Below are 22620 nucleotides of genomic sequence, written 5' to 3'. Positions count from 1 at the left end.
CATCCTCCTTTATTGTTTATTTAATAAACGTTGTTCAAGAGAAGAGTAATCCGTAGCTGTATATGTTCTCTGTGGGAATGCATTGAATTTGTTGTTTGTCGGTTTAGCTGCCGAAGATTGCTTTGAGGAAGAAGCACTTGATTTTGCGTGTGCTAAATCAAGTTTTTCAACATCAGATAGATGGTGAACGCCTTTTTTAAACCAACTTTCGAGAATCTTATCCGCATATTTAAAATCTGGCTTTTGGGTAGCTAAGATTGTTCTATTACATGCCTCAATAATGATATCAATACTGAAGGCGTAATTATTGATCCAATTAGTAATGAACTTCTGTTCAATGGCACCAGGCATACGATTCATTCCAAAGGCCTTAGAAACCGCATTAAAATTAGCATTGTACGCAATAGCAGTAGCTTCTGCTTTTTCTACAGTATCAATGCCTTCTTCTGCCCATTTAAGTGCAACTGCCTCGATATAAGAAGAATTTTTCTTATTCTTTGACACACAGTATTCATATAGATACATAATTAATTCCACTGAAAAACCAACATTTTCGTATAAAAAGAGAATCAATTGAATATCAGTGGGTTTTAATAATCGTTCCAAATAGATTTCAATTATATTCATAAGCCACTTGATTTCATCGTTCTTCGTTAAAGCTTCAACTTGGGAAGGTGAATAAGTTGGCTTCTCAAATGTCTTAGGTTCTTCCACGTTGTCTTTTATAATAGTAGAAATCCGGGTAGAGTCTTCTGAATCTAAACTGTTAATATTCTCATCAATAAGAGAGGAAGATGCAGCAATTTCATTGGAAGCGGTTAGGTCAATATTTGTTAAGTCATTCAATATAATACCAATAATAGTATCTTTTCTATCTTTCTCTAATGTAAGAGCTCCAGCTTTGTCCCAGTAATTAAGCGCACGAATAATATCCTTTTCAGAATCTTCAAGGAAATCAGCAATTACTGAAACGGATACGATTTTGTCTGAGCTAGATAGGAGACGAAGGAGATAGAGATATACTTTTACAAAAGAACCACTTGCTTTTGGCATATATTCATCAATGAAGATATTTGAGATTATAGTTACATCGTTCATGTGATTGGTATGTAACGTAATAGGTTTCATACGAGCTAATCCTTTCTAAAATATATTAACAGGGGGGAGTGGATCTCCGTTGTCATCAATGTTTAAACATTATAGCATAATCCAAATATAATGCAAATAGGGGATTTTGGTATTTGTTTTTTTGACGAATGTGGATATATTTTGTGGATAATGTGGATAACTTGCAAGAGGGGAGGGATAGTACAAGGTAAGGCCTATAAATAGGGCATCCATATTGATCAAAGAGCAAAAAAATAATCCACAATCTTATCTTAAGAAAATTGTTGATAAGATTGTGGATAATGTGGATAACTATATGCCTAATAAGGATTCTCCAATAGAAACAACGTCTCCGGCGCCCATAGTTATCAACAAATCGCCGTTATTACAATTTTGTAATAAAAAGTTTTCGATTTCTTCAAATGAGGAGAAATAGTATACTTCTTTACCAAGTTGCTGTAATTCTGCTTGGAGATTCTTTGAAGATATCTCGCCAGTGTTTACTTCACGAGCAGCGTAGATATCCGTTAATACGATTTTGTCAGCTAAGGTAAGAGCCTTTGCGAAATCTTTTAAAAATGCTTTCGTACGAGTGTACGTATGCGGTTGGAATACACACCAAGTTGATTTGTGTGGATAACGTTTTGCAGCCTCTAATGTTGCTGTGATTTCTGTCGGGTGATGTGCGTAATCATCAATAATTGTAATACCAGCAACTTCACCCTTATACTCAAATCTTCGCTCTGTTCCGTGGAAAGCAGTTAAACCTCGCTTAATAACTTCTAATGGAATTTGACGTTCAAGTGCTAAACCAATCGAAGGTAACGAGTTTGATACATTATGCATACCAACTACTCCTAAAGTAATATGGTCTACAAACTCACCGTTGTGCATTAAATCATACTCACCGTATCCGTCAGCGTTGAATGAGACGTTTGTTGCACTGTAAGTGAATTGAGTCTCCGGCGAAGATGGAATACCATATGATACTACCTTACAAGGTAGGTCACGTGTGATCTCTTCATAGTTTTCAATTTCACCGTTGATGAATAATACACCATCTTCCGGAAGTCTTTTAGCAAACAAATGGAAGGAATGACGTATATCAGTGATATCTTTGAAGAAATCAAGATGATCTTCTTCAATATTCAAGATAATGCTATATCTTGGATTAAACTTGAGAAAACTGTTGGTATATTCACATGCTTCTGTAATGAAGTTATCGGATTTACCAATACGTATGTTACCATCAATCGCTTTAAGTATTCCACCAACAGAGATGGTAGGATCTAAATCGCCTTCAAGAAATATTTGTGAAATCATTGAAGTAGTAGTGGTTTTGCCATGAGTACCTGATATAGCGATTGCATTTTTATAGTTAAGCATAACTTGCCCAACCATCTCGGCACGGTCCATTCTCGGTATATTTCGCTGCAAAACAGCCTGCATTTCTGGGTTATCTTGATGAATAGCAGCAGTGTATACAACTAAATCTATATCCGGAGTAATATTACTAGCCTTTTGACCATATAATATAGTAATGCCTTTTGCTTCTAGGTGCTCTGTGATTTTGCTCTTTTTGGAATCAGAACCGCTAATTGTAAAGCCTGCTGTATGTAACAGTTCGGCAAAACCACTCATACTGATTCCGCCAATTCCAATAAAGTGAATGTGGATTGGTTCATTAAAATTGATTTTATACATGGAACGACACTTCCTATTCTAAATTAGTATATGATAATATATTGTTATTATAACCATTTCTATGAAAAAAACAAATAGAAAATCGACTATGGTTAAATTTATCAGTATTATCATAGATTAACAATACTGCAATAAGTGCTGTTTCACTGTCTGTTTTAGTAGAAAGATTAGAGGAAATGTAAGGAAAAGGAAAGAAGAAGGCAAATAATACAATGGATAGGAGGAATACAACAACTAATTAGTTGATAAGTCACAAAATAATATTTAATATTTGGGAAATTTTGTTCACATTTGAATGGATCCATGATATAATAGTAAACATAAAACAACAAGAGGTGATTACGTGATTAGAAAAGAAATGATAGCAATGTTACTTGCTGGGGGGCAAGGTTCAAGACTAGGAGTTCTAACATCGAAAGTTGCGAAGCCTGCTGTTGCATTTGGAGGGAAATATCGTATTATCGATTTTCCGTTAAGTAATTGTATTAATTCAGGAGTTGATACAGTTGGTGTACTAACACAATATCAACCATTAAGACTTAATACACACATTGGAATTGGTATTCCATGGGATTTGGATCGTAACATTGGAGGGGTATCCATTCTACCACCTTACGAAAAGAGTAATTGTAGTGAATGGTATACAGGAACTGCTAATGCTATTTTTCAGAACTTAGAATATATGGAATATTATAATCCTGAATATGTATTGATTTTAGGTGGAGATCATATTTACAAAATGGATTATGAGGTAATGCTAGAGTATCATAAATCCAACCATGCTGATGTAACAATAGCGACAATTCCGGTACCGATGGAAGAAGCAAGTCGGTTTGGGGTAGTAATCACGGACGAGCATGGGCAAATTACAGATTTCCAGGAGAAACCGAAAGTTCCGAGAAGCAATTTAGCTTCTATGGGGATATACATATTTAGTTGGAAGATTTTAAAGAATGCTTTGATTAAGCTATCAGATCAACAGGGGTGTGATTTTGGTAAACATATCATTCCATTTTGTCACGAGAATGGTAATCGTATCTTTGCTTATGAGTACAACGGTTACTGGAAAGACGTTGGCACACTAGGTGCCTATTGGGAAGCCAATATGGAATTAATTGATTTAATTCCTGAGTTTAATTTATATGAAGAGTTTTGGAAGATATATACCAAGAGCGATATTATTCCACCACAATATATTGCAAGCGATGCCAAGATCGATAGAGCGATTATTGGAGAAGGTGCGGAGATTCATGGGGAGGTATATAACTCTGTGATTGGATCGGGTGTATATATTGGAGAAGGAACTGTTGTTAGAGATTCCATTATTATGACCTCGTCTAGAATAGAAAAAAATTGTACTATCAACAAAGCTATTATTGCTGAGAATGTAGATATTGGCAATAATGTTGAACTTGGAGTTGGTGAGGAGGTACCTAATATTGTAGAACCGAACATATATTCATTTGGTTTGGTTACAATAGGAGAGAACTCTTACGTACCTGATAATATTAGGGTTGGCAAGAATACTGCTATTTCAGGAGCAACGAAGCCAGATGAATATCCTAATGGATGTTTAGCTAGTGGTGAGACTTTAATTAAGGCAGGTGATATATAATGAGAGCAATAGGAATTGTTTTAGCGGGTGGAAATAGTAGTAGAATGAAGGAACTATCAAACAAACGTGCAATTGCAGCAATGCCTGTTGCTGGTGGTTATAGAAGCATTGACTTCGCGTTAAGTAATATGTCAAATTCCCATATACAAAAAGTTGCCGTGTTTACACAATACAATGCAAAATCTTTGAATGAACATTTGAATTCTTCGAAATGGTGGGATTTTGGTAGAAAACAAGGTGGTTTGTTTGTATTTAATCCGACAATTACAGTAGATAATAGTTTCTGGTATCGTGGTACTGCAGATGCGATGTATCAAAATCTCAGTTTCTTAAAAAACAGTCATGAGCCTTATGTAATAATTGCATCAGGAGATGGTGTATATAAGCTTGATTATAATAAAGTTTTGGAGTATCATATAGCTAAGAAAGCTGATATTACAGTTGTGTGTAAAAAGCTAGATGAAGGTGAAGATGCAAGTCGGTTTGGTGTTATTAAAACCAATGAAGATGGTAGAATCGAAGAATTTGAAGAAAAACCAATCGTAACGACTGAAAACACAGTATCAGCAGGGGTATATATAATCAGAAGAAGACAGTTAATTGAGTTGATTGAAAAATCGGCACTTGAAGAAAGACACGATTTTGTTAAAGATATTCTCATACGTTATAAGAATCTGAAAAAAATCTATGCTTATAATCTTGAGAGTTACTGGAGCAACATTGCAACCGTCGAATCTTATTACAAAACGAATATGGATTTTCTGAATAAAGAAATTAGGGATTATTTCTTCAAAGAGTATCCTGGGGTATACTCGAAAATTGATGATTCACCACCAGCTAAATACAATAAAGGAGCTGTTGTTAAGAATAGCTTAGTGTCGAGTGGTTGTATAATTAATGGAGAAGTTGAAAATTCAGTCTTATTTAAGAAAGTGTATGTTGGGAATAACTGTGTAATTAAGAATTCAATCATATTAAATGATGTACATATTGGAGATAATACATATATCGAAAATTGTATTGTTGAAAGTAGGGATACGATTCGTTCAAATACAAGGCATGTAGCTGAGAAAGATGAAATCCAGATTGTCATTGAAAAGAACGAGAGGTATGTATTGTAAAAGTATTTTAGTTAAGTCGCAAAAAGAATCGTTTCTATAACGTAAGTAATTGGTAGTGGCAAGTATTTATCTGTTTAACAACTCTTACTACTTATATGCATCTGTTTCATGATGGTACAAGCTGTCGTAAAAACAGGAATATATAGTGGTAAGAGTTATGTGCTGTAAATTAATAGTTACTATTTTAATTAAGTACTTATATGGGGTATGAATTGATTCTTATAAAATAAAGCGAAAAATGTATGACTTATTAATTGACTTAAAAGTTCAAACAAAAGGGGGTTTACTCTAATGCAGATTACAGACGTTCGAGTAAGGAAGGTAAGCAAGGAAGGCAAAATGAAAGCGGTAGTGTCTATTACACTTGATAATGAGTTTGTAGTTCATGACATCAAAGTTATCGAAGGTGAAAAGGGATTATTTATCGCGATGCCTAGTCGAAGAGCTGGAGATGGAGAGTACAGAGATATTGCACATCCGATTAATTCAGAAACAAGAGATCGTATTCAAAAGATTATTCTTGAAAAGTATGAAATAGCAATATTGGAAAACGACACAGTCGACGAAGATTAATAAAGAAGCTATTGCTTCACTAGGCCTATCAGTGAAGCAATAGCTTCTTTAATTGTGAAACAGGTGGTGCTACTACAAATGAAAAATCTTAGCAGAATATTAACGTTACTTGTGCTAAGAATCCGCTATAATTGACAATGGAGTATTACGTTTATACTAGTATAAGAAAAGGAAGGTAATTATGAATATTACACAGTTTTTATCACTACTGGGTGGTTTGGCATTATTCTTACTCGGAATGAATATGATGAGTGATGGCCTAGAAAAGGCTGCCGGAAACAAGATGAAGAAGATTCTTGAGAAGCTAACAACCAATCGTTTTTTAGGAGTAGCAGTAGGTGCAGCAATTACAGCTGTAATTCAGTCCTCTTCAGCTACTACAGTTATGGTAGTTGGTTTTGTTAATTCAGGACTTATGACATTAAGACAAGCTATATGGGTAATTATGGGGGCGAATATAGGGACTACAATAACAGGGCAATTAATTGCACTTGATGTTGGAGTAATTGCACCGGTGTTTGCGATTGTTGGTGTTGTGTTTATCGTATTCTTAAAATCAAAGAAGCTATATCATATAGGACATATTATAGGAGGACTTGGAGTCCTGTTTGTTGGTATGGAGATGATGAGTGGAAGTATGAGTGGATTAAGAGATTCACAACTATTCATGGATACGGTAACGAATCTATCTAATCCATTACTCGGTATTGCTGTTGGTGCAATATTCACAGCAATTATCCAATCTTCTTCAGCTTCAGTTGGTATATTACAAGCTTTATCAATGAGTGGCGCCATAACATTGAATAACTCAGTGTTTGTTTTGTTTGGGCAAAATATCGGGACATGCATTACTGCAGTGCTTGCATCAATTGGTACAACACGTAACGCAAAAAGAACAACAATTATACATTTAATGTTTAACATAATAGGAACTGTAATATTCACATGCATATGCCTAGTACTTCCGTTTACTGATTGGATTATTAAGCTTACACCAAACAATTCGGCAGCGCAAATTGCTAACGTGCATACGATATTTAATATTGTAACAACATTTCTATTATTACCAGTAGGAACATATCTAGAAAAAATTGCGAAGAAAATCTTACCTGAACGAGAAGATGAGAATAATGGAGAGATGAAATTACAGTTTATATCTCCAACAGCAGTGATAAATCATTCTTTTGGTGGAGCAAGCGTTGCAATTTCTCAGATTCATAAAGAAGTAAATCGTATGTATGATCTAGCTGTTTATAATGTGCAGCTATCTTTTGACCAGGTATTGCACTGGGAAGAGAAGAAAGTTGCTATAGTAGAACAGAATGAAGAATATATAGATTTCCTCAATGCAGAGATATCCAAATACATTTCAAGTATCATATCAGCAGAGATGTCAGAGAAAGATGGAAAAGCAATCGGAATGTATCTGGGGATAATTGGAAATGTTGAACGTATTAGTGATCACGCTGTAAATATATCAGGCTATGCTGATTTATTAAAGGAAAAGGGTTCCATGTTGGCTGAGACAGTAGAGATGGAAGTTAGAGATATGAAGCGTGTTGCATTAGGCAATCTTAAGAATATTAACATGTTAGAGGATAATATAACAGTAACGGATCTAGATAATGTAATAGAGACAGAAGATAAGATAGATGAGATGGCAGTTATATATAGAGAAAATCAATTATGTAGATTACTAAAGAACGAGTGTAAAGGCGACATAAGTGTAATATATTCAGAACTGATTACTGATTTCGAAAGAATAGGTGATCATATCATGAATATAGCGGAATATATGGCAGACTAATTTGATGGCATTATTAAGATAGGCTAGGGGTGGAGCATACATTTAGATATGCTCCACCTTTTTCTATATGATATCTAATATAGAATTAAAGTGTTTGCAAGGGGGATATTGCTAATAAAATTTATGAAATAACCCCTTTACAAACGAATTCAACTCTGTTATACTAGTCCAAGTCAGCTGATGAGTTGTAGAAAATGAACAAACAATTCTGAAAAAAGTAAGAATTAAAACAACTCAAAAAATAATGAAAAAACATGTTGACAAACGTCGAAAGATGTTATAAGATATAACAGTCGCTTCTGACAAGAACAGAAAACAAAGATTTGAAATGAAAAATGTTTGAAAAAAGTGCTTGACAACAAGGAAGCAACATGATAAACTAGATAAGCTGTCGCAAACGACTGAGAGATGTCGAAAAGCGGTACAACTTATAGAAACATTAGGAAACAAGATTTCAATGTATTGAAATTTGTTAAAGATATTACACAATGAACATTGAAAATTGAACAGTGAAACAACCCTGAAAATTCTAAACGTGTTCACAAGTTTTACTTGATAGAATGCGAAAAAAGATTTTCTGTCGACGATAATTTAATATGCGGGTGTAGTTCAATGGTAGAACACTAGCCTTCCAAGCTAGATACGTGGGTTCGATTCCCATCACCCGCTTAAGTTTAGCAAAACTTTAGTGAAGTTAAACTGGCAATGGAAACGTTGCATGTGTGCTACTAGCTCAGTTGGATAGAGCAACGGCCTTCTAAGCCGTGTGTCGGGGGTTCGAATCCCTTGTGGCACGTTTAAGCGGGACAAGCTTATTAATAAAATATGGTGGGTATAGCGCAGTTGGTTAGCGCGCCAGATTGTGGCTCTGGAGGCCGAGGGTTCGAATCCCTCTATTCACCCTTGCTTGTATAAGCAGTATTGGGCTATCGCCAAGCGGTAAGGCACAGGACTTTGACTCCTGCAGTCGCTGGTTCGAATCCAGCTAGCCCAGTTTGAAATGAATATTTCAAAACATTTTGTAACAGACTAGTATTGTTACTGAATATGGGATATTAGCTCAGTTGGTAGAGCACTTGACTTTTAATCAAGTTGTCCGGGGTTCGAACCCCCGATGTCTCATTTGAGAGTTAGAGATAGAAAGAACCCGTGGGTTTGATCTATTGATCCCTCATCTAGAAGGAAACTTCTTAACTGAATATGCGGATGTGGCGGAACTGGCAGACGCGCTAGACTTAGGATCTAGTGGGAGACCGTGCAGGTTCAATTCCTGTCATCCGCAGTACCAATGAAAAACCATGCTTATTCAAGCGTGGTTTTTCTGCTGTAAATCATAAATTTAGTCAGTTTTCCTTTATAGGTGCTTATAAATATAATCACCGTATTAAACTAAATTTTTATAGAAGAATATTTTTTAAAATATTAACAAAACAGCTTGACACATAGAATATTAACGTCTATAATGTTTAAATGTGACGTGCTGCAGTTATGTTCAAAATTAGACATGCTAAGCACTTACAGAGCGAAAAAAGTGTGATAAATGCCTACCAAAGCCCCGGTAATGGTATTTTAACATATAGAAGAGGCTATTATAAAATAGCTGACATTAAAAAGACTATGAGTAACCAATATGTTTGGTTGTTGAAGATTATTCAAGGAGGTAAACCAATGAAAAGTTTTATGGCTAGTCCATCTACAATTGAAAGAAAATGGTATGTAGTTGACGCTACAGGACATACATTAGGTCGTCTATCATCAGAGATAGCATCAGTATTAAGAGGTAAGAACAAACCAACTTACACTCCACACGTTGATACAGGAGATTATGTAATTGTAATCAATGCAGATAAAATCAAAGTTACTGGTAAGAAAATGGATCAAAAGATCTATTACAATCACTCTGAATATGTAGGTGGAATGAGAGAAACTACATTAAAAGAGATGATGGCTAAAAAACCTTGTGATGTTATCACTCTTGCTGTTAAAGGCATGCTTCCAAAAGGACCTTTAGGAAGACAAATGCTTACTAAGTTACATGTATATGCTGGTGCAGAACATGATAATGCAGCTCAAAAACCAGAAGTATTAGAAATCAAATCTAGATATTAATCGGAAATTGAAAGGAGGAAATCACAGTGGCTAAAGCAAAATTCTACGGAACTGGAAGAAGAAAAAGCAGTATTGCTAGAGTATACTTAGTACCAGGTACTGGTAAAATTACAATCAATAAAAGAGACATGGATAACTATTTTGGTCTTGAAACATTAAAATTAATCGTTCGTCAACCACTTGTATTAACAGAAACAGCAGATAAATTCGATGTACTTGTTAACGTTCGTGGAGGTGGATTCACTGGTCAAGCTGGTGCAATCAGACACGGTATTTCAAGAGCATTATTACAAGCAGATGGTGACTACCGTCCAGCTCTTAAAAAAGCAGGTTTCTTAACAAGAGATCCAAGAATGAAAGAACGTAAAAAATACGGTCTTAAAGCAGCTCGTAGAGCACCTCAGTTCTCTAAGAGATAGTCTGTGCCGTTTGTGGAATCGTGCAAAACCGCATATTTACTGGCTTCTTGAAGTTTTGGAATGTCGTAAAATGGTGTGGATTTAGTACGGTAACTAACACACAACTAACAAGTAACTAACAAAAATATAGGATGTTTTAAGTGCTAATCAGTGCTTAGAACATCCTTTTTTGATATCGTTTTTTAGGCAAACTTCTAGGAATAAATATATTCTTCATTTTGCTCTCCTTAATTTTTCAAGTTCCTTGTGATATGGAACTTGTATTTCGGGATTAAATTTGGTTGATTGCTTTTACCAGTTCCTGTACATCAAAGTGGGTATACACTTTTTCTGTCAGAGACATGGCTCCCGAATGTCCTGCAATCTTTTTAATAATCGTTTGGTCAACTCCTGCTTCTGCAAGTAAGGAAATGCAGGTGTGTCTGCAACAGTGCGGAGTCTTTTCAATGTTTAAGTTCTGCATGAGTGGTGTGAAATAGCTGTCATAATAATTTCGGTATAGAAAATGCTTGTTATCTTCTGTATGAAGCAGATATTCACAATCTGGAGCAGAATCAAACCATGACTGATAAAATGGAAGAACTTTATCGGCAATTGGAACTTTACGGATTCCATTCTCGGTTTTGCTATCCACTACATCGAAATATTGTTCTTCCAGATGAACGTCTACTTTCTTCAAGTCTAAAAATTCTGAAATTCTTAGTCCGTTGTAAATGAGCATTAGGACAATCTGATAATACTTATCATCCTTTAATTCCCATAAACGTTTGATCTCATCTTTTGAAAATTTCTTTCGGTCATATTTATTTGGATTACGCTCCTTATATCTTACGATATCTACGAATTCTGAGTAATTCTTATTGCAGATATCATTCTTTATCGCATAATCATATAGCTGGTTAAATAAGACCTTCAGCTTTCGCAGTGTGGGATAGTTCTTGCCACAAGTGTCAACGACATGTTGTAAATCAACAAGTCGTAAGTCTTTGAATAACTTATCATTCAAAGAGGTGCATAAGCTGTAAGAAGCGGTATAACCATTTACATTAGATTTCGATACAGTCGGATATTTCTCTGCCGACCATTTCTCATAAACTTCTGCAAAGGTAACTTTGGAAGCTTCCAAGTCATAAGGATTGGTATTATAGTCTGCAAGCATTTGCAAGCCTTCCGCTCGATTGGCTGCATAACCGATAATTACATAATCTTGAACCTGTTTATCCTTCTTCTCATCAAAGTGCCATCCAACAGTCTTTTTGACGATATAAGGATTTCTTCGTTTCCCGCTTAGCTTATACACAGTGCCATAGCCATTTGGTAATTTCAATAAAACATCATCCTTTCTTTCATATAGTATTCTTCTTATTGGCTGGTAAAAAGAGTACGTTTGTCAATGTACGATGATTTCTAATCTTCGTGGGTAACTTTGGTAACACTTGGGCGAATCGTCTTCCAGATATTATAGTTATCCATGGTCTGACTTCCCATCGCTAGCAATTCTTTCATTGCTTGCCAATCCTTAAGAAATTGAATCAAGCTCTTGTCTTTAAAGAAAATCCCTGGTTCACCGTCGATATCCTTTAATTCTACGGAAAACACTTCGTCGATTGCAAAGAGAAGTGGAAGAACATCACCGTCTGCCTGAATATCAAATTCAGCTAAGGCATTTACATTCACATTCAATGCGTCTGCTATTTTCCTTAACTGGTCTGGTTTTGGAAGATTCTTTCCCAATTCATATTTACGAATTGCAACTTCATGAATTCCAGATTTGTCACCAAGTTCCTTTTGTGTTAAGCCTCGAAATGTTCGTATTAACTTAATCTTTTTACCTGTGGTCAAAATAATCACCTCCTATAGGAAAGAATATAACATACTAAAAATGAAAAGTAAACATTAAATTATTATATATTGACAGAGCATTAAAAGCACTGTATAATACAAAAACATAACAGAGCAATACTTGCTCTATATAGATATTGGGAGGTGAAGTTTCATGGGAGAAGTAAATTACCAGATTGAGCTTCCGTCATTTACTGGGCGAAATGTTCCGATTGCTGAAATAGCAAAAGCCATCGGAAAAGATGCGCAATATGTAAGAGTCGGATTGCAAAAAGGGATTCTCAAATTTGGATATGCATTCAAGATGGAGAATTCCTCAGAGTATAACTACTTTTGCCCTGACAAGAAGGTATGGGAAGAAATTGGATATTTCAAAGAAGTACCAAGGGCAGTGTAGCAAGAAGTAAAGAAGGGAGTGATTTTATTGGAATTCCAATAAAAAAGTCCTAACCCATAGGGAAAGGACTTAAAGACAACCAGCAGAGCGGATATATCTTATCTCGCAAATATTATTATATCAAAAGCTTCTGCTGGTAACAACGATATTATTTTATCAGGAGGACGATGAGTGAGTGAACAAAGGACAGCATTAAAATTAATCCATATGGAGGATGTGCAGACAAGAGAAGTGAATTGGCTTTGGTATCCGTATATCCCATATGGAAAGATAACAGTAATAGAAGGAGATCCAGGGGAAGGAAAGACAACACTTGCACTGACATTAGCAGCACTACTTAGCAGAGGCCAACCGCTTCCATGTGATGACGACATACCATATGAGCCTATCAGTATTATTTATCAGACTGCCGAAGATGGGATTGACGATACGATAAAGCCAAGACTTGAAAAGGCAAATGCAGACTGTAGTAAAATCCGTGTTATTGATGAAACGGAGAAAGAACTGAGTATGACCGATGAAAGACTAGAGCAAGCAATCGCTGAAACAAATGCAAAGCTTGTCATTCTAGATCCGATTCAAGCCTATATCGGTTCTGATGTCGATAATGCACAATGCCAACAAGTTGGCACAGCTAATGAGATAAGACCCGTATTAAAGAGATTGGGAATAATTGCCGAAAAGTATGGATGTGCCATTGTTCTTATCGGTCATATGAATAAAGCTTCTGGTTCAAAGTCAACGTACCGAGGACTAGGTTCTATCGATATTCAGATAACGGCAAGAAGTGTATTACTAGTAGCAAGAATACCAGATAAACCTAACATCCGCATTATGGCACAAGATAAATCAAGTCTTGCGGCGGCAGGAGATTCCGTTGGTTTTGAAATTTCAGAAGACAGAGGATTTGAGTGTATCGGACCATATGACATTACCGTAGATGAATTACTTGCTGGAAAAGAGGGCAGAGGGCGAGAGAAGTTAGATGTAGCCATTGCTTTTATAAAGGGATACATCGGTGCGGAAAGTGAAGTTCCTTCTAAGGATATCGAAAAGGAAGCTGCTAAAAAAGGAATAAAGTGAAAAACCTTATTATCTGCAAAGAAGAAGCTGGGGATTATGGCTGGAAATCGTGAAACTACAGATGGGACTATGTATTGGACTTGGATATTGCCTAAGAAAGAGTTTAACAATTTGACTTCTTAAGATGGCAGATTCTTAAACTCTGGCGAAGGCTTGTGAAGCGAAGCTTCACATATAACGTGATTAAGCGGCGTAACGCTTGCCCCCTAAGTTTGGGATTTCCCAAACTGATAGGGGGACATTACTTTCGGAGCAGTGCTATAAAATTCTTACGAAGGAAAGTAAAGAAGAACATGATAGCAGCGCTTTTAAAGAAGAGAAAGGAAATTAACAAATGACTGACGGATAAATAGAAAGGATGATTAGATGGGGAAATGAAAAACAATATCGGGTGCATTACACCGAATCCCAAATCTGGAACATAATAATCGTGACCACTGGCCACCCAATGCAACGCATGATAGAGAAGATAGAAATGTCTATTATGTAAATGGCACAAGAGATTTTACCATTGAGCAGGCATATGACAAATTGTTTGAAGTTTCTTATCAAGAGTGGAGACAGAAGGAGATTAAGAAAAGTCGTGGGGAACGATGTCCCGAAACTTATTATGAGAAAATCAAACAGGATAAGCAGAAGCATGAGCAGTACGAAATTATTTGGCAGATTGGAGATTTGCAAGATACGGGATATGAAAATAATTTCTATGATTCGCTATTTGCAGAACGAGCGTTGCTGGACTTTGCAGAACATATGCTGACAGAAATTCCTAATGTAACATTTCTGACAAAGGAGCGAATTGCTGATCCTGATTGGAAACCACCCTTTGAGGAAGGAATTGTAATCAATAATATGGCTTTTAACGGTGATGAATCAACACCACATCTGCATATGACATTTATCCCTTATGTGAAGAATTGTAGTCGAGGACAAAGTGTACAGAATGCTTTTTCGCAGACATTTAAGCGAATGGGATATGTAACTACCATGAAGCAAGCGGTTGATGAATCAGATAATCTTGTCTGGCAGGACACACCGCAGGGCAAAGTGCCACAAATGAAAAAAGTGGAGTATGGGGCGGTAACTTGGATTGAAGAGCAGAAAGAGTGGATTGCAGATTATATGCAAAAAGAACTTGAGTGGGAGCGTTTCTTTAAGGGTAAGAATGAACGTGGCGATTTGTTATTATCGGATTATCGAAGAGAACGAGCTGCGGAACGAGCCAAAGAAGCGGAGAAAAAAGTTGTTCTGGTGGAAACTGATTTGAAAGTGAAAGAAAAAGCAGTTACGGAGAAGGCTTCTACTATTTTTAAGCTAGATGAAATGCTGACAGATAAAAAGAAGAATTTGGAGCAGTTTGATGATACGGTTCGGTATTATGATCGAAAGTTGGATTCTGTAAAGAAAGAACTTGCAGTTGTTGAGGATGATTACAAAGTAGTTTCTGATAAACTGGAAGTGAAAAGCAGAAAGGCTGAAATAGCGGAAGAAGTATATTTCATGTATAGTGGTGCTGGTTCTGACAGGGAACATGACTTGTTTGAAGAAGTGGTTCAGCTTCGGTATGAGAATGAGAAGAAGGATGGAGAAATTAGAGGCTTAAAGCAGAAGTTGAATGAAGCCTATGAGTTTATGAAGCGGTTTATGATTGGTGAAGTGACTTTGTTTGAGAAGTTTATGCAGGGGGTGAAGGAGAAGGTAAGAGATTTTGTGGGAATAAGGTAGAAAGTCAAAAAAGAGTCTGAAAACTAGACTCTTTTTGTTTTATGTGGAATATTATGTTTATTTGTTATATAATAAATGATAAAGTTACCTCCATTTGACATTGTTTTTATCGAAAAGATAGTATATTGATGTTGGAGGTGATTAAATTGACTAAGATGAGGAGTGTACGTATGATAGCAATATCGATAACAAGACTATTTGGTCGCTTTAACTACGATGTTCGTTTGAAAAGTGATGGGTTAACAATTATAACAGGTCCAAATGGATATGGAAAATCAACAATATTGAAATGTATTGATGCCTTAAGCAGAGAGCTAGAAGGTATGTTATTTTTTTCAGCCCTAGATTTTGAATCTATGGTTATAGAATTTGAAAATAAAAAAACAGAAATAAAAAAAACACCTAAAGAACTACTTATAAATGGAATTCCGTTGAATATTCAGTTTCAGATGCAGCAATTAAAACGTAGACCTTATTTTCATCAAATAGATGAAAATAGATGGATTGACGTGAGACGTGGGGAAGAGATTGAAATTGGAGAATATTTAAGTAGAAACTTTCTTAAAGAATATGGAGAGCCGGATTTTGACAATAATAAAAAAACAGTAACTAAAAAGATATTAGTAGAGTTGAAAAAAATAAAAGAAAGCTTGGGTAAAATATACTTTATTAAAGAGCAAAGACTTATTCGAGAGCAAATCAGCTTTTCCTCTGATAATAAATTAGTAAATGTAATTGAAGAATTGCCAATCAAATTTAAGACTGTAATGTCTGATGTTATGTCTAAATATTCTTCAGTATCAAATGAATTGGATAGTTCATATCCAAATAGACTTTTTTCAAATGAAGGCGCGATAACAAAGGAAGAATATCAAAGAAATATAGAAATAATGAATACTAGATTTGAGAAATTGAATAGGTATGATTTGTCTACAATGCAAAATTTGAATAATGTTCTATTTAAAGATGAACATGCTAAGGCTTTAAAAATATATTTTGATGACTTTGAGATCAAATATAAAGTATATGAAGACTTTATAAATAAACTAGAAATGTTTACAAATATAATTAATGATAGGCTTTCTTTTAAAAGAATTGTTATTTCTAGGGAACTGGGTATATCTATTGAGGATACTGAACAACCTCAAAAAGATTTGAGTTTAATGCAATTGTCATCAGGTGAAAAACAAGAAATTGTACTTTTTTATCAACTAATATTTGAAACCGAAAATAATATTCTTTTACTTATTGATGAACCCGAAATTTCTTTGCATATTACATGGCAGAAACGATTTATGGATGATTTGATGAAAATTATTAAATATAAAAATATGAACGTAATTGTTGCAACACACTCACCTCAGATAATTAATAATCATTGGGAAAATCAAATTGACTTAGGAGAAATTTATGCAGAACAACTCGATAAAGAGTAATCTGACGAAGGATGACATTATCTCGGATATCAGGTTAACGTTAGGTGCAGATATTCATAGAAGTTTTGTATATATCATTGTTGAAGGTGAGGATGATATTAAATTTTGGAAATCTGAGTTAAATGATAATGTTTATCTATATGAATCATATGATGGCAAAAATGGTGTTGAAAAAATTGCAGGTGAAGTTTTTAAAGCAAATAAACGTGTAATTGGAATTAGAGACAGGGATTATTCTGATCTTGAAACTGGTACAGATCAAGTTTTTGCATATGATAATTCGTGTATGGAAATGATGTTTTTAGAAGATGAGGGAGCTTTGGATAAAATATGCTGTGAATTTTACCAAGGTTCTATGAAGAATCAGGAGCTTAAAGAACACGTATTATCGGAACTATGTTTTTTGAGTTGCGTAAGAAAACTTAATGAGCAAAAGAGTTGGGAACTGATTTTAAAGGGAGTCTCAGTTTCTAACGTTTGTGACAAACATACACTTAAATTATGTACTGAAAAGTTAAAAACTGAAATTAATAAAATGAATAGATCTAAATTCGATTCGGTAAAATGTAGTGAGGTTAATTCGGAAGTTATTACAAATAATTCAATTGAGGATTTCCTGTTGATTACACAAGGACATGATTTTGCGAACTTATTTGCGACAATTTGTAACTTTATCAAACCTAAATCTAAAGGGATATCGGGTAAAAATGTTGAAGAGTGTTTGAGATGTGCTTTTACGCATCAATCATTTATAAAAACGAAATTGTATGAAATGTTGGCAAGACATCAAGAGAATATTAATATAAATTTTCTGGTGGCATAAATACATATTTATAGAAACTGAATTAAACGATGTCAAGGTCTAAGAGTAACAAACACGTAACTAACATCCTAACTAAAGAATCCAGCATTCATGCGGTTCTACAGTTCTCAAACACCTATCAAAGAGATAATTGGAAACGTCATACAGAAATATTCAAACCCTTGCAAATATTATATTTGCAAGGGTTTTTTGCTTTTATTTTTTGCATTAGCAGCTACCTTCTCCCATGATTTAGGCGAACACTTCATCAATATTAATTGTTCCGACAGCATTAATTATTTAATGGTATAACCGAGGTATTAGAAAGTACGAGAAAGACTTTTCATGAATCTGATCATGAAGAGTATATAGAGATTTTAACAGCGGTTATAAAATATCTTGAAGAAAATAAGAAAACTTGTTTGAGAAAAATTTATTATACTATTATGTGAGCCTTTACGTAAAAGAAAATGATTCCTATTTAGAACGCTATATTTTTATGTATCATGCTATAGGGAGTTCTCTTGTTAGTCAGTGGTTACAGGATGAGATTCCTTATCCATCGGTAAAATTGGCAAAGTTAATTTGCGAAATGTTGAGTAGTGCAAGAAAATATCAAGATAAGAATAACTTCTAATCAAATCTTAAAACACAATATTTATTATAGGATTATATTGGAGTAGAGCATTTTAATAATGTTCTACTCCTGATTATTATCTTTTATTAGAGAGGATAAAGCAGTATCAATAATTCTTAAAATATCATTAGAATGTATTACATCACCTGTAATTAGTAATCGATAAAAAATTGGTGCAAAAATAAGATCAGTGTATAGTTCAATGTTGGTATCCTCGTATATCTCGTCACGCTGTATTCCACGTTCAAATATTTGATGTGATATTAATCGACGAGGTACAAAGTATCTGGATCTGTATTCCTTGGCAAATTCAGAATCATATTGCCCTTCTGCTATGAATTCAGCGATTATTTTCCCTTTCGGACTATTAATAAATTCGGATAAATTTTTCACCTGCTGAAATAAATCTTCTTTAATTGAACCTGTATCAGGAACAGGTAAAATGGTTTCAGTTGCATCAAAAAAGGCATCAAGTGCCAGAGAACTTTTGTTTTGCCACCATTTGTATATTGTCACTTTGCTAACGCCTGCTTTTTTTGCAATTCCTTCAATAGTCACTCCCGCAAATCCCTGTTCAAGAAGCAACTCATAGGTAGCTTGCAGAATTGATGTTTTTGCTTCCTCACTTCTTGGTCGTCCACTTTTTGGATTCATAGATAGAATCTCCTTTATAGTTGTTGTTTATTATAACTTTATTTTAGTTTGAAATGTAAGTGATGTAAGTTATGTGAAATGCTACGTTTATTATACAATATAAATTATAGAAAAAGAAGATTGACATTACTGAACGATGAGTATATTATATAAAATGAACGTAACGTTCAGTAATATATTGAAAGGTTGTGATTGTATATGAACAAGAAAATAATAGCAAAAGAAGAAATTTCAAGATGGTTAGTTTTATTATTTGCAGGTGCATGTGGGATTATAGTGGCGAATTTATATTATGCTCAACCACTGGTGGGACTAATTAGTAGTGATATTGGGTTACCACCTGATTCGGCAGGTATGATTGTCACAATGACCCAGCTAGGTTATGCATTTGGTCTTTTGTTCTTTGTTCCGTTGAGTGATTTAATAGAAAACAAGAAACTAACAATTGGTATTCTGTTAATTGCAATAGCGGGATTACTTATAGTAATAACAACGCATAATGTGCTCATCTTTTTAATAGCGATAACTATGATTGGCCTTGGTTCTGTATCAGCCCAGATTCTTGTCCCGCTAGCATCATTTTTAGCATCGGTTGCACAAAGAGGAAAGATGGTGGGTAATGTTATGAGTGGACTGTTACTTGGAATTATGTTGGCTCGTCCGATTTCAAGTTTTCTGGCAAGTATTTTTAATTGGAAGTTTGTATTTATACTTTCAGCTATTTTACTTTTGATTTTAATTTTTATTCTACAAAAGAAACTACCTTCTAGACAACCGATTCAAAATGATAAATATTCTGACATTATTAAATCTATGGGAAGATTGCTACGAGATGAAGAAATTCTTCGAAGAAGAGCACTATATCAGGCTACTTTATTTGGCACATTTAGTTTGTTTTGGACAGTCACTCCACAATGGTTAGGATCTAATTTTCACCTAAAACAACAAGGAATTGCACTATTTGCATTTGTAGGAGTAGCAGGTGCAGTAGCTGCACCTATTGCAGGGAGATTAGCTGATAGAGGAGTAACAAACAAACTAACGGGTATAGCATTTGTTACAGCATCATTGTCGTTTGCGATACCACATCTATATAATGGTAATAAATTGTTTTCGCTTATGTTACTTTGCCTCTCAGCAGTAATTCTGGATTGTTCTGTTTCCGCGAATCTAGTGCTTAGTCAGCAAAAAATATATGGTTTGGATGCCGAAAAACGGGGGCGTATGAATGGATTGTTCATGGCTATATTTTTTATTGGTGGTGCTGTCGGATCGTCAGTGGGTGGATACATATATGTACATTACGGCTGGAAGGGAACGTCTCTCTTAGGATTTGTATTGCCCTTGCTAGGATTGTTATATTTTTTAACAGAATTAAAAAGTGTAAATAGAATTTAAGAATATATTTTTAAAGCTATTTTGGTAAACAAAGCTGTCTCTCAGTCTTCTACTATACCTATTAGCGTTTCAGATGTTACTATAAAAATAAATAGGATTCATCTAAAAAACTAGATTACAACACTACATTTCTCTGTTGTAACCTAGTTTTCATCAATGTTTATTTTATTGATAGTCTTAGAATCCTTTTGATTTTAACCATACATCAGCTTCTTCTTCAGTTAAAAATGCTTGTTGTTCAAATTTAGAAGAAATTGCTCTATTTATCTGCATTTTTACGATAGCGCTATCTACGATAACTGCACCATATTTTAAGTTATTATTAGCTAGCCAGTCTGTATGTTTAGCCATAATTTCACCAAGGTCAGATACTTTGTATTTTCTTAAGTCAGAGCAAATTGCCCAAGGCTGATTGCCTAATGCAGGTCCAATTTTATTTTCGAACTGGCTATGATACTCTGCATAATCTTCTTTGGTCCAAAGACCGACTGGTGCTTCCTTAACAAGTTTTTTAACAGGGTCATAATTAATAGTGTATAGACCCTTTGGGTTTGATATTAACATTATAATATCCTCCTAATTATGTTATATTTGAGATGGAGTATTAATTCCATGATACTCTAAATGAGTTATATTTTCTAAATTCTAAAGCTTTCTATTTCTTTTTTGAGATTATCGGCAATGGAGAACATTTCGTTAGAGCATTCTGCAACCATTTGGATGAGAGTATCCTGCTCTTCAACAGATGAGGAGGCCTCCTGCGTGGCAGCAGCAGTTTCCTCAGAGATGCTTGCTATTGTAGCAATCATATCTTCGGCCTCTTTTGCATCCACTGTCAAACCAGATGTTGCATCTGAAACAGCTTTTACTTTACCAGCTATCGAAACAACTTTATCAGATATATCTCCAATCGCGACTACTGTAGAATCCAGCGCTTTTTCCTGTTCCGTTGATAAGGTGTCAGCTCTCTTAATTTGCATTACTGTATTCTCAATGCCATTTTGTACATCTTTAATAATATCGGTAATCTGCTTACTAGATTCACTTGATTGTTCTGCTAATTTACGAATTTCTTCGGAAACAACCGCAAAACCTCTACCATGTTCACCAGCTCGAGCAGCCTCAATTGCAGCATTTAATGCTAAAAGATTTGTTTGTTGTGCAACACCTTTAATTACCTCCAGAATCTTACCAATTTCTTTGGATTTTTCCATTAAATCAGATGTAGCAACTCTCATTTCCGCTGTAATCACTTTATTTTCAGCCATTTTTTCTTCTTGATAATGAATGGATTCCTTTACGCTAGACATTGCTGTAATTGCATCTTCTGCGATTCCATCAGAGGCAGTCATATCTTCACCAATACATATAATCATTTCAGTAATGCTGTTAATTCTCAAGCTACCTGTTTCTATGGATTCAGCTTGTTGGGTAACACCTTCAGCTAGTTGTGAAATTGACTGTGTAACTTTTGAAGATATGTCGCTCATATCTTCAGAGGAACGCTTTATCTCACTGGCTGAAAAAGTTACGATATCCACTGATTCACGTACAGTGCCTATGAAGTTATCAAATTTTTCATGGTCGATTGTGTTGGTATGTTCATGTAATTTTATAAAATTATTATCATAATTATCTGTTGATTTTATCTTAGATGGTAAAATAAGAAATAAACAGACCGCACATAGAATTAATACAATAAGACAAAATACTACCATGAATACTATGAAGCTACCCATTGTAACATCATTAGTGCTATTTTGAATTACAGATTTAGCCCTAATTCCCACTCCTATAGAAAAAATTACAAATCCAACTAGCATAACTAATAGTTCAGTAATAATTATATTAGTCGGGGAACCCTCTTTTTTTATTTTTAGTATTTTCAATTGCAGTACCTCCTGATTTGGAAAATTTGGTAAAAAAAATAGCAGCAGTAGTTTACCACTAACGGCTGCGCCAACTACTGCGACCCGACTATCATAGGTAATACCCTTAGACTCGTAGCTTTGCGTCCCTATTTTTCAATAGGTTTGCCTTTTAAGTTTTGATTATGATTCCTCCATTAACTGCAACGAAAATGTTATAATTTCAATACTAGATCATAAAATTAAAAACTATTTAATTAACATTTGTGCTAGTCCATTGTTTGATAAGAATCAAAAATGTTGATTTATGTCTTTTTTTGTCT

The 22620-nt window shown here is 34.8% G+C and carries 19 protein-coding genes, 6 tRNA genes and 1 riboswitch; of the genes, 18 read left to right on the top strand and 7 right to left on the bottom strand.

What is annotated here, in order from left to right; all coding sequences use genetic code 11:
* Positions 1-9: 9 nt before the first annotated feature.
* Both BUB90_RS07990 and murC read right to left on the bottom strand, forming a co-directional pair.
* Positions 10-1128: a DnaD domain protein gene (locus BUB90_RS07990; RefSeq protein ID WP_073285690.1), complete on the bottom strand. Its 1119-nt coding sequence runs from the start codon at positions 1126-1128 to the stop codon at positions 10-12.
* A gap of 291 nt (positions 1129-1419) precedes the next feature.
* The gene (gene murC / locus BUB90_RS07985) at positions 1420-2811 is read right to left on the bottom strand and encodes a UDP-N-acetylmuramate--L-alanine ligase (RefSeq protein ID WP_073285687.1); all 1392 of its coding nucleotides are present in this window, start codon (positions 2809-2811) and stop codon (positions 1420-1422) included.
* Between the two features lie 343 nt (positions 2812-3154).
* Between murC and BUB90_RS07980 the strand changes: the two genes are divergently transcribed.
* The 12 genes from BUB90_RS07980 to rpsI all read left to right on the top strand — a co-directional run bounded on the left by BUB90_RS07980 (position 3155) and on the right by rpsI (position 10455).
* Positions 3155-4426, top strand: a complete 1272-nt coding sequence (locus BUB90_RS07980; RefSeq protein WP_073285684.1) for a glucose-1-phosphate adenylyltransferase — start codon at positions 3155-3157, stop codon at positions 4424-4426.
* Complete coding sequence (gene glgD / locus BUB90_RS07975) at positions 4426-5547, top strand: glucose-1-phosphate adenylyltransferase subunit GlgD (RefSeq protein WP_073285680.1); 1122 nt, start codon at positions 4426-4428, stop codon at positions 5545-5547. Before BUB90_RS07980 ends, glgD begins: the two co-directional genes overlap by 1 nt.
* Positions 5548-5838: 291 nt before the next feature.
* Positions 5839-6120 carry a septation regulator SpoVG gene (gene spoVG / locus BUB90_RS07970; protein WP_073285677.1) on the top strand — a complete coding sequence of 94 codons (282 nt, stop codon included), beginning with the start codon at positions 5839-5841 and terminating at the stop codon, positions 6118-6120.
* Positions 6121-6301: 181 nt separating this feature from the next.
* The gene (locus BUB90_RS07965; RefSeq protein ID WP_073285674.1) at positions 6302-7927 is read left to right on the top strand and encodes a Na/Pi cotransporter family protein; all 1626 of its coding nucleotides are present in this window, start codon (positions 6302-6304) and stop codon (positions 7925-7927) included.
* Positions 7928-8525: 598 nt separating this feature from the next.
* Positions 8526-8596 (top strand) — tRNA-Gly (locus BUB90_RS07960).
* A 53-nt stretch (positions 8597-8649) separates the two neighbouring features.
* A tRNA-Arg gene (locus tag BUB90_RS07955) sits at positions 8650-8723 on the top strand.
* Between the two features lie 32 nt (positions 8724-8755).
* Positions 8756-8829 (top strand) — tRNA-His (locus BUB90_RS07950).
* Positions 8830-8849: 20 nt separating this feature from the next.
* Positions 8850-8921: transfer RNA gene (locus BUB90_RS07945), tRNA-Gln, on the top strand.
* A gap of 55 nt (positions 8922-8976) precedes the next feature.
* Positions 8977-9049: transfer RNA gene (locus BUB90_RS07940), tRNA-Lys, on the top strand.
* 80 nt (positions 9050-9129) lie between these two features.
* Positions 9130-9209: transfer RNA gene (locus tag BUB90_RS07935), tRNA-Leu, on the top strand.
* A 386-nt stretch (positions 9210-9595) separates the two neighbouring features.
* Positions 9596-10036 carry a 50S ribosomal protein L13 gene (gene rplM, locus BUB90_RS07925; protein ID WP_073285668.1) on the top strand — a complete coding sequence of 147 codons (441 nt, stop codon included), beginning with the start codon at positions 9596-9598 and terminating at the stop codon, positions 10034-10036.
* Positions 10037-10062: 26 nt separating this feature from the next.
* The gene (gene rpsI / locus BUB90_RS07920) at positions 10063-10455 is read left to right on the top strand and encodes a 30S ribosomal protein S9 (protein ID WP_073285665.1); all 393 of its coding nucleotides are present in this window, start codon (positions 10063-10065) and stop codon (positions 10453-10455) included.
* Between the two features lie 271 nt (positions 10456-10726).
* Here the strand turns inward: rpsI and BUB90_RS07915 are convergent, their stop codons facing one another.
* Together BUB90_RS07915 and BUB90_RS07910 are read right to left on the bottom strand one after the other, a co-directional pair.
* Entirely contained in the window at positions 10727-11782 is a 1056-nt protein-coding gene (locus BUB90_RS07915) for a tyrosine-type recombinase/integrase (protein WP_073285662.1), read from the bottom strand.
* Positions 11783-11862: 80 nt separating this feature from the next.
* On the bottom strand, positions 11863-12297 hold the full coding sequence (locus BUB90_RS07910) for a helix-turn-helix domain-containing protein (protein WP_073285659.1): 435 nt from the start codon (positions 12295-12297) through the stop codon (positions 11863-11865).
* A 154-nt stretch (positions 12298-12451) separates the two neighbouring features.
* Between BUB90_RS07910 and BUB90_RS07905 the strand changes: the two genes are divergently transcribed.
* The 5 genes from BUB90_RS07905 to BUB90_RS07885 all read left to right on the top strand — a co-directional run bounded on the left by BUB90_RS07905 (position 12452) and on the right by BUB90_RS07885 (position 17761).
* Complete coding sequence (locus BUB90_RS07905; RefSeq protein WP_029503033.1) at positions 12452-12694, top strand: hypothetical protein; 243 nt, start codon at positions 12452-12454, stop codon at positions 12692-12694.
* A 171-nt stretch (positions 12695-12865) separates the two neighbouring features.
* On the top strand, positions 12866-13777 hold the full coding sequence (locus BUB90_RS07900; RefSeq protein ID WP_330393765.1) for an AAA family ATPase: 912 nt from the start codon (positions 12866-12868) through the stop codon (positions 13775-13777).
* A 531-nt stretch (positions 13778-14308) separates the two neighbouring features.
* The gene (locus BUB90_RS07895) at positions 14309-15502 is read left to right on the top strand and encodes a hypothetical protein (RefSeq protein ID WP_073285656.1); all 1194 of its coding nucleotides are present in this window, start codon (positions 14309-14311) and stop codon (positions 15500-15502) included.
* 170 nt (positions 15503-15672) lie between these two features.
* Complete coding sequence (locus BUB90_RS07890) at positions 15673-16938, top strand: AAA family ATPase (RefSeq protein ID WP_073285653.1); 1266 nt, start codon at positions 15673-15675, stop codon at positions 16936-16938.
* Positions 16913-17761, top strand: a complete 849-nt coding sequence (locus tag BUB90_RS07885) for a DUF4435 domain-containing protein (protein ID WP_073285650.1) — start codon at positions 16913-16915, stop codon at positions 17759-17761. Before BUB90_RS07890 ends, BUB90_RS07885 begins: the two co-directional genes overlap by 26 nt.
* 679 nt (positions 17762-18440) lie before the next feature.
* Here the strand turns inward: BUB90_RS07885 and BUB90_RS07880 are convergent.
* The gene (locus BUB90_RS07880; protein ID WP_073285647.1) at positions 18441-19031 is read right to left on the bottom strand and encodes a TetR/AcrR family transcriptional regulator; all 591 of its coding nucleotides are present in this window, start codon (positions 19029-19031) and stop codon (positions 18441-18443) included.
* Between the two features lie 198 nt (positions 19032-19229).
* Here BUB90_RS07880 and BUB90_RS07875 point away from each other — a divergent pair, with 198 nt between their 5' ends.
* Positions 19230-20429, top strand: coding sequence for an MFS transporter (locus BUB90_RS07875; protein ID WP_073285644.1), 1200 nt, complete (start codon positions 19230-19232; stop codon positions 20427-20429).
* A 177-nt stretch (positions 20430-20606) separates the two neighbouring features.
* Here the strand turns inward: BUB90_RS07875 and BUB90_RS07870 are convergent, their stop codons facing one another.
* Positions 20607-20993 (bottom strand): hypothetical protein, encoded by a 387-nt coding sequence (locus BUB90_RS07870; protein ID WP_073285641.1) that lies wholly within the window; start codon positions 20991-20993, stop codon positions 20607-20609.
* 74 nt (positions 20994-21067) lie between these two features.
* Positions 21068-22318, bottom strand: coding sequence for a methyl-accepting chemotaxis protein (locus BUB90_RS07865; RefSeq protein ID WP_073285638.1), 1251 nt, complete (start codon positions 22316-22318; stop codon positions 21068-21070).
* 75 nt (positions 22319-22393) lie between these two features.
* Positions 22394-22477: riboswitch (cyclic di-GMP riboswitch) on the bottom strand.
* Between the last annotated feature and the right edge of the window lie 143 nt (positions 22478-22620).

This window comes from Anaerosporobacter mobilis DSM 15930, from assembly GCF_900142955.1.
Classification (GTDB): Bacteria; Bacillota; Clostridia; order Lachnospirales; family Lachnospiraceae; genus Anaerosporobacter; species Anaerosporobacter mobilis.
This window is presented reverse-complemented; position numbering and strand designations above follow the sequence as displayed.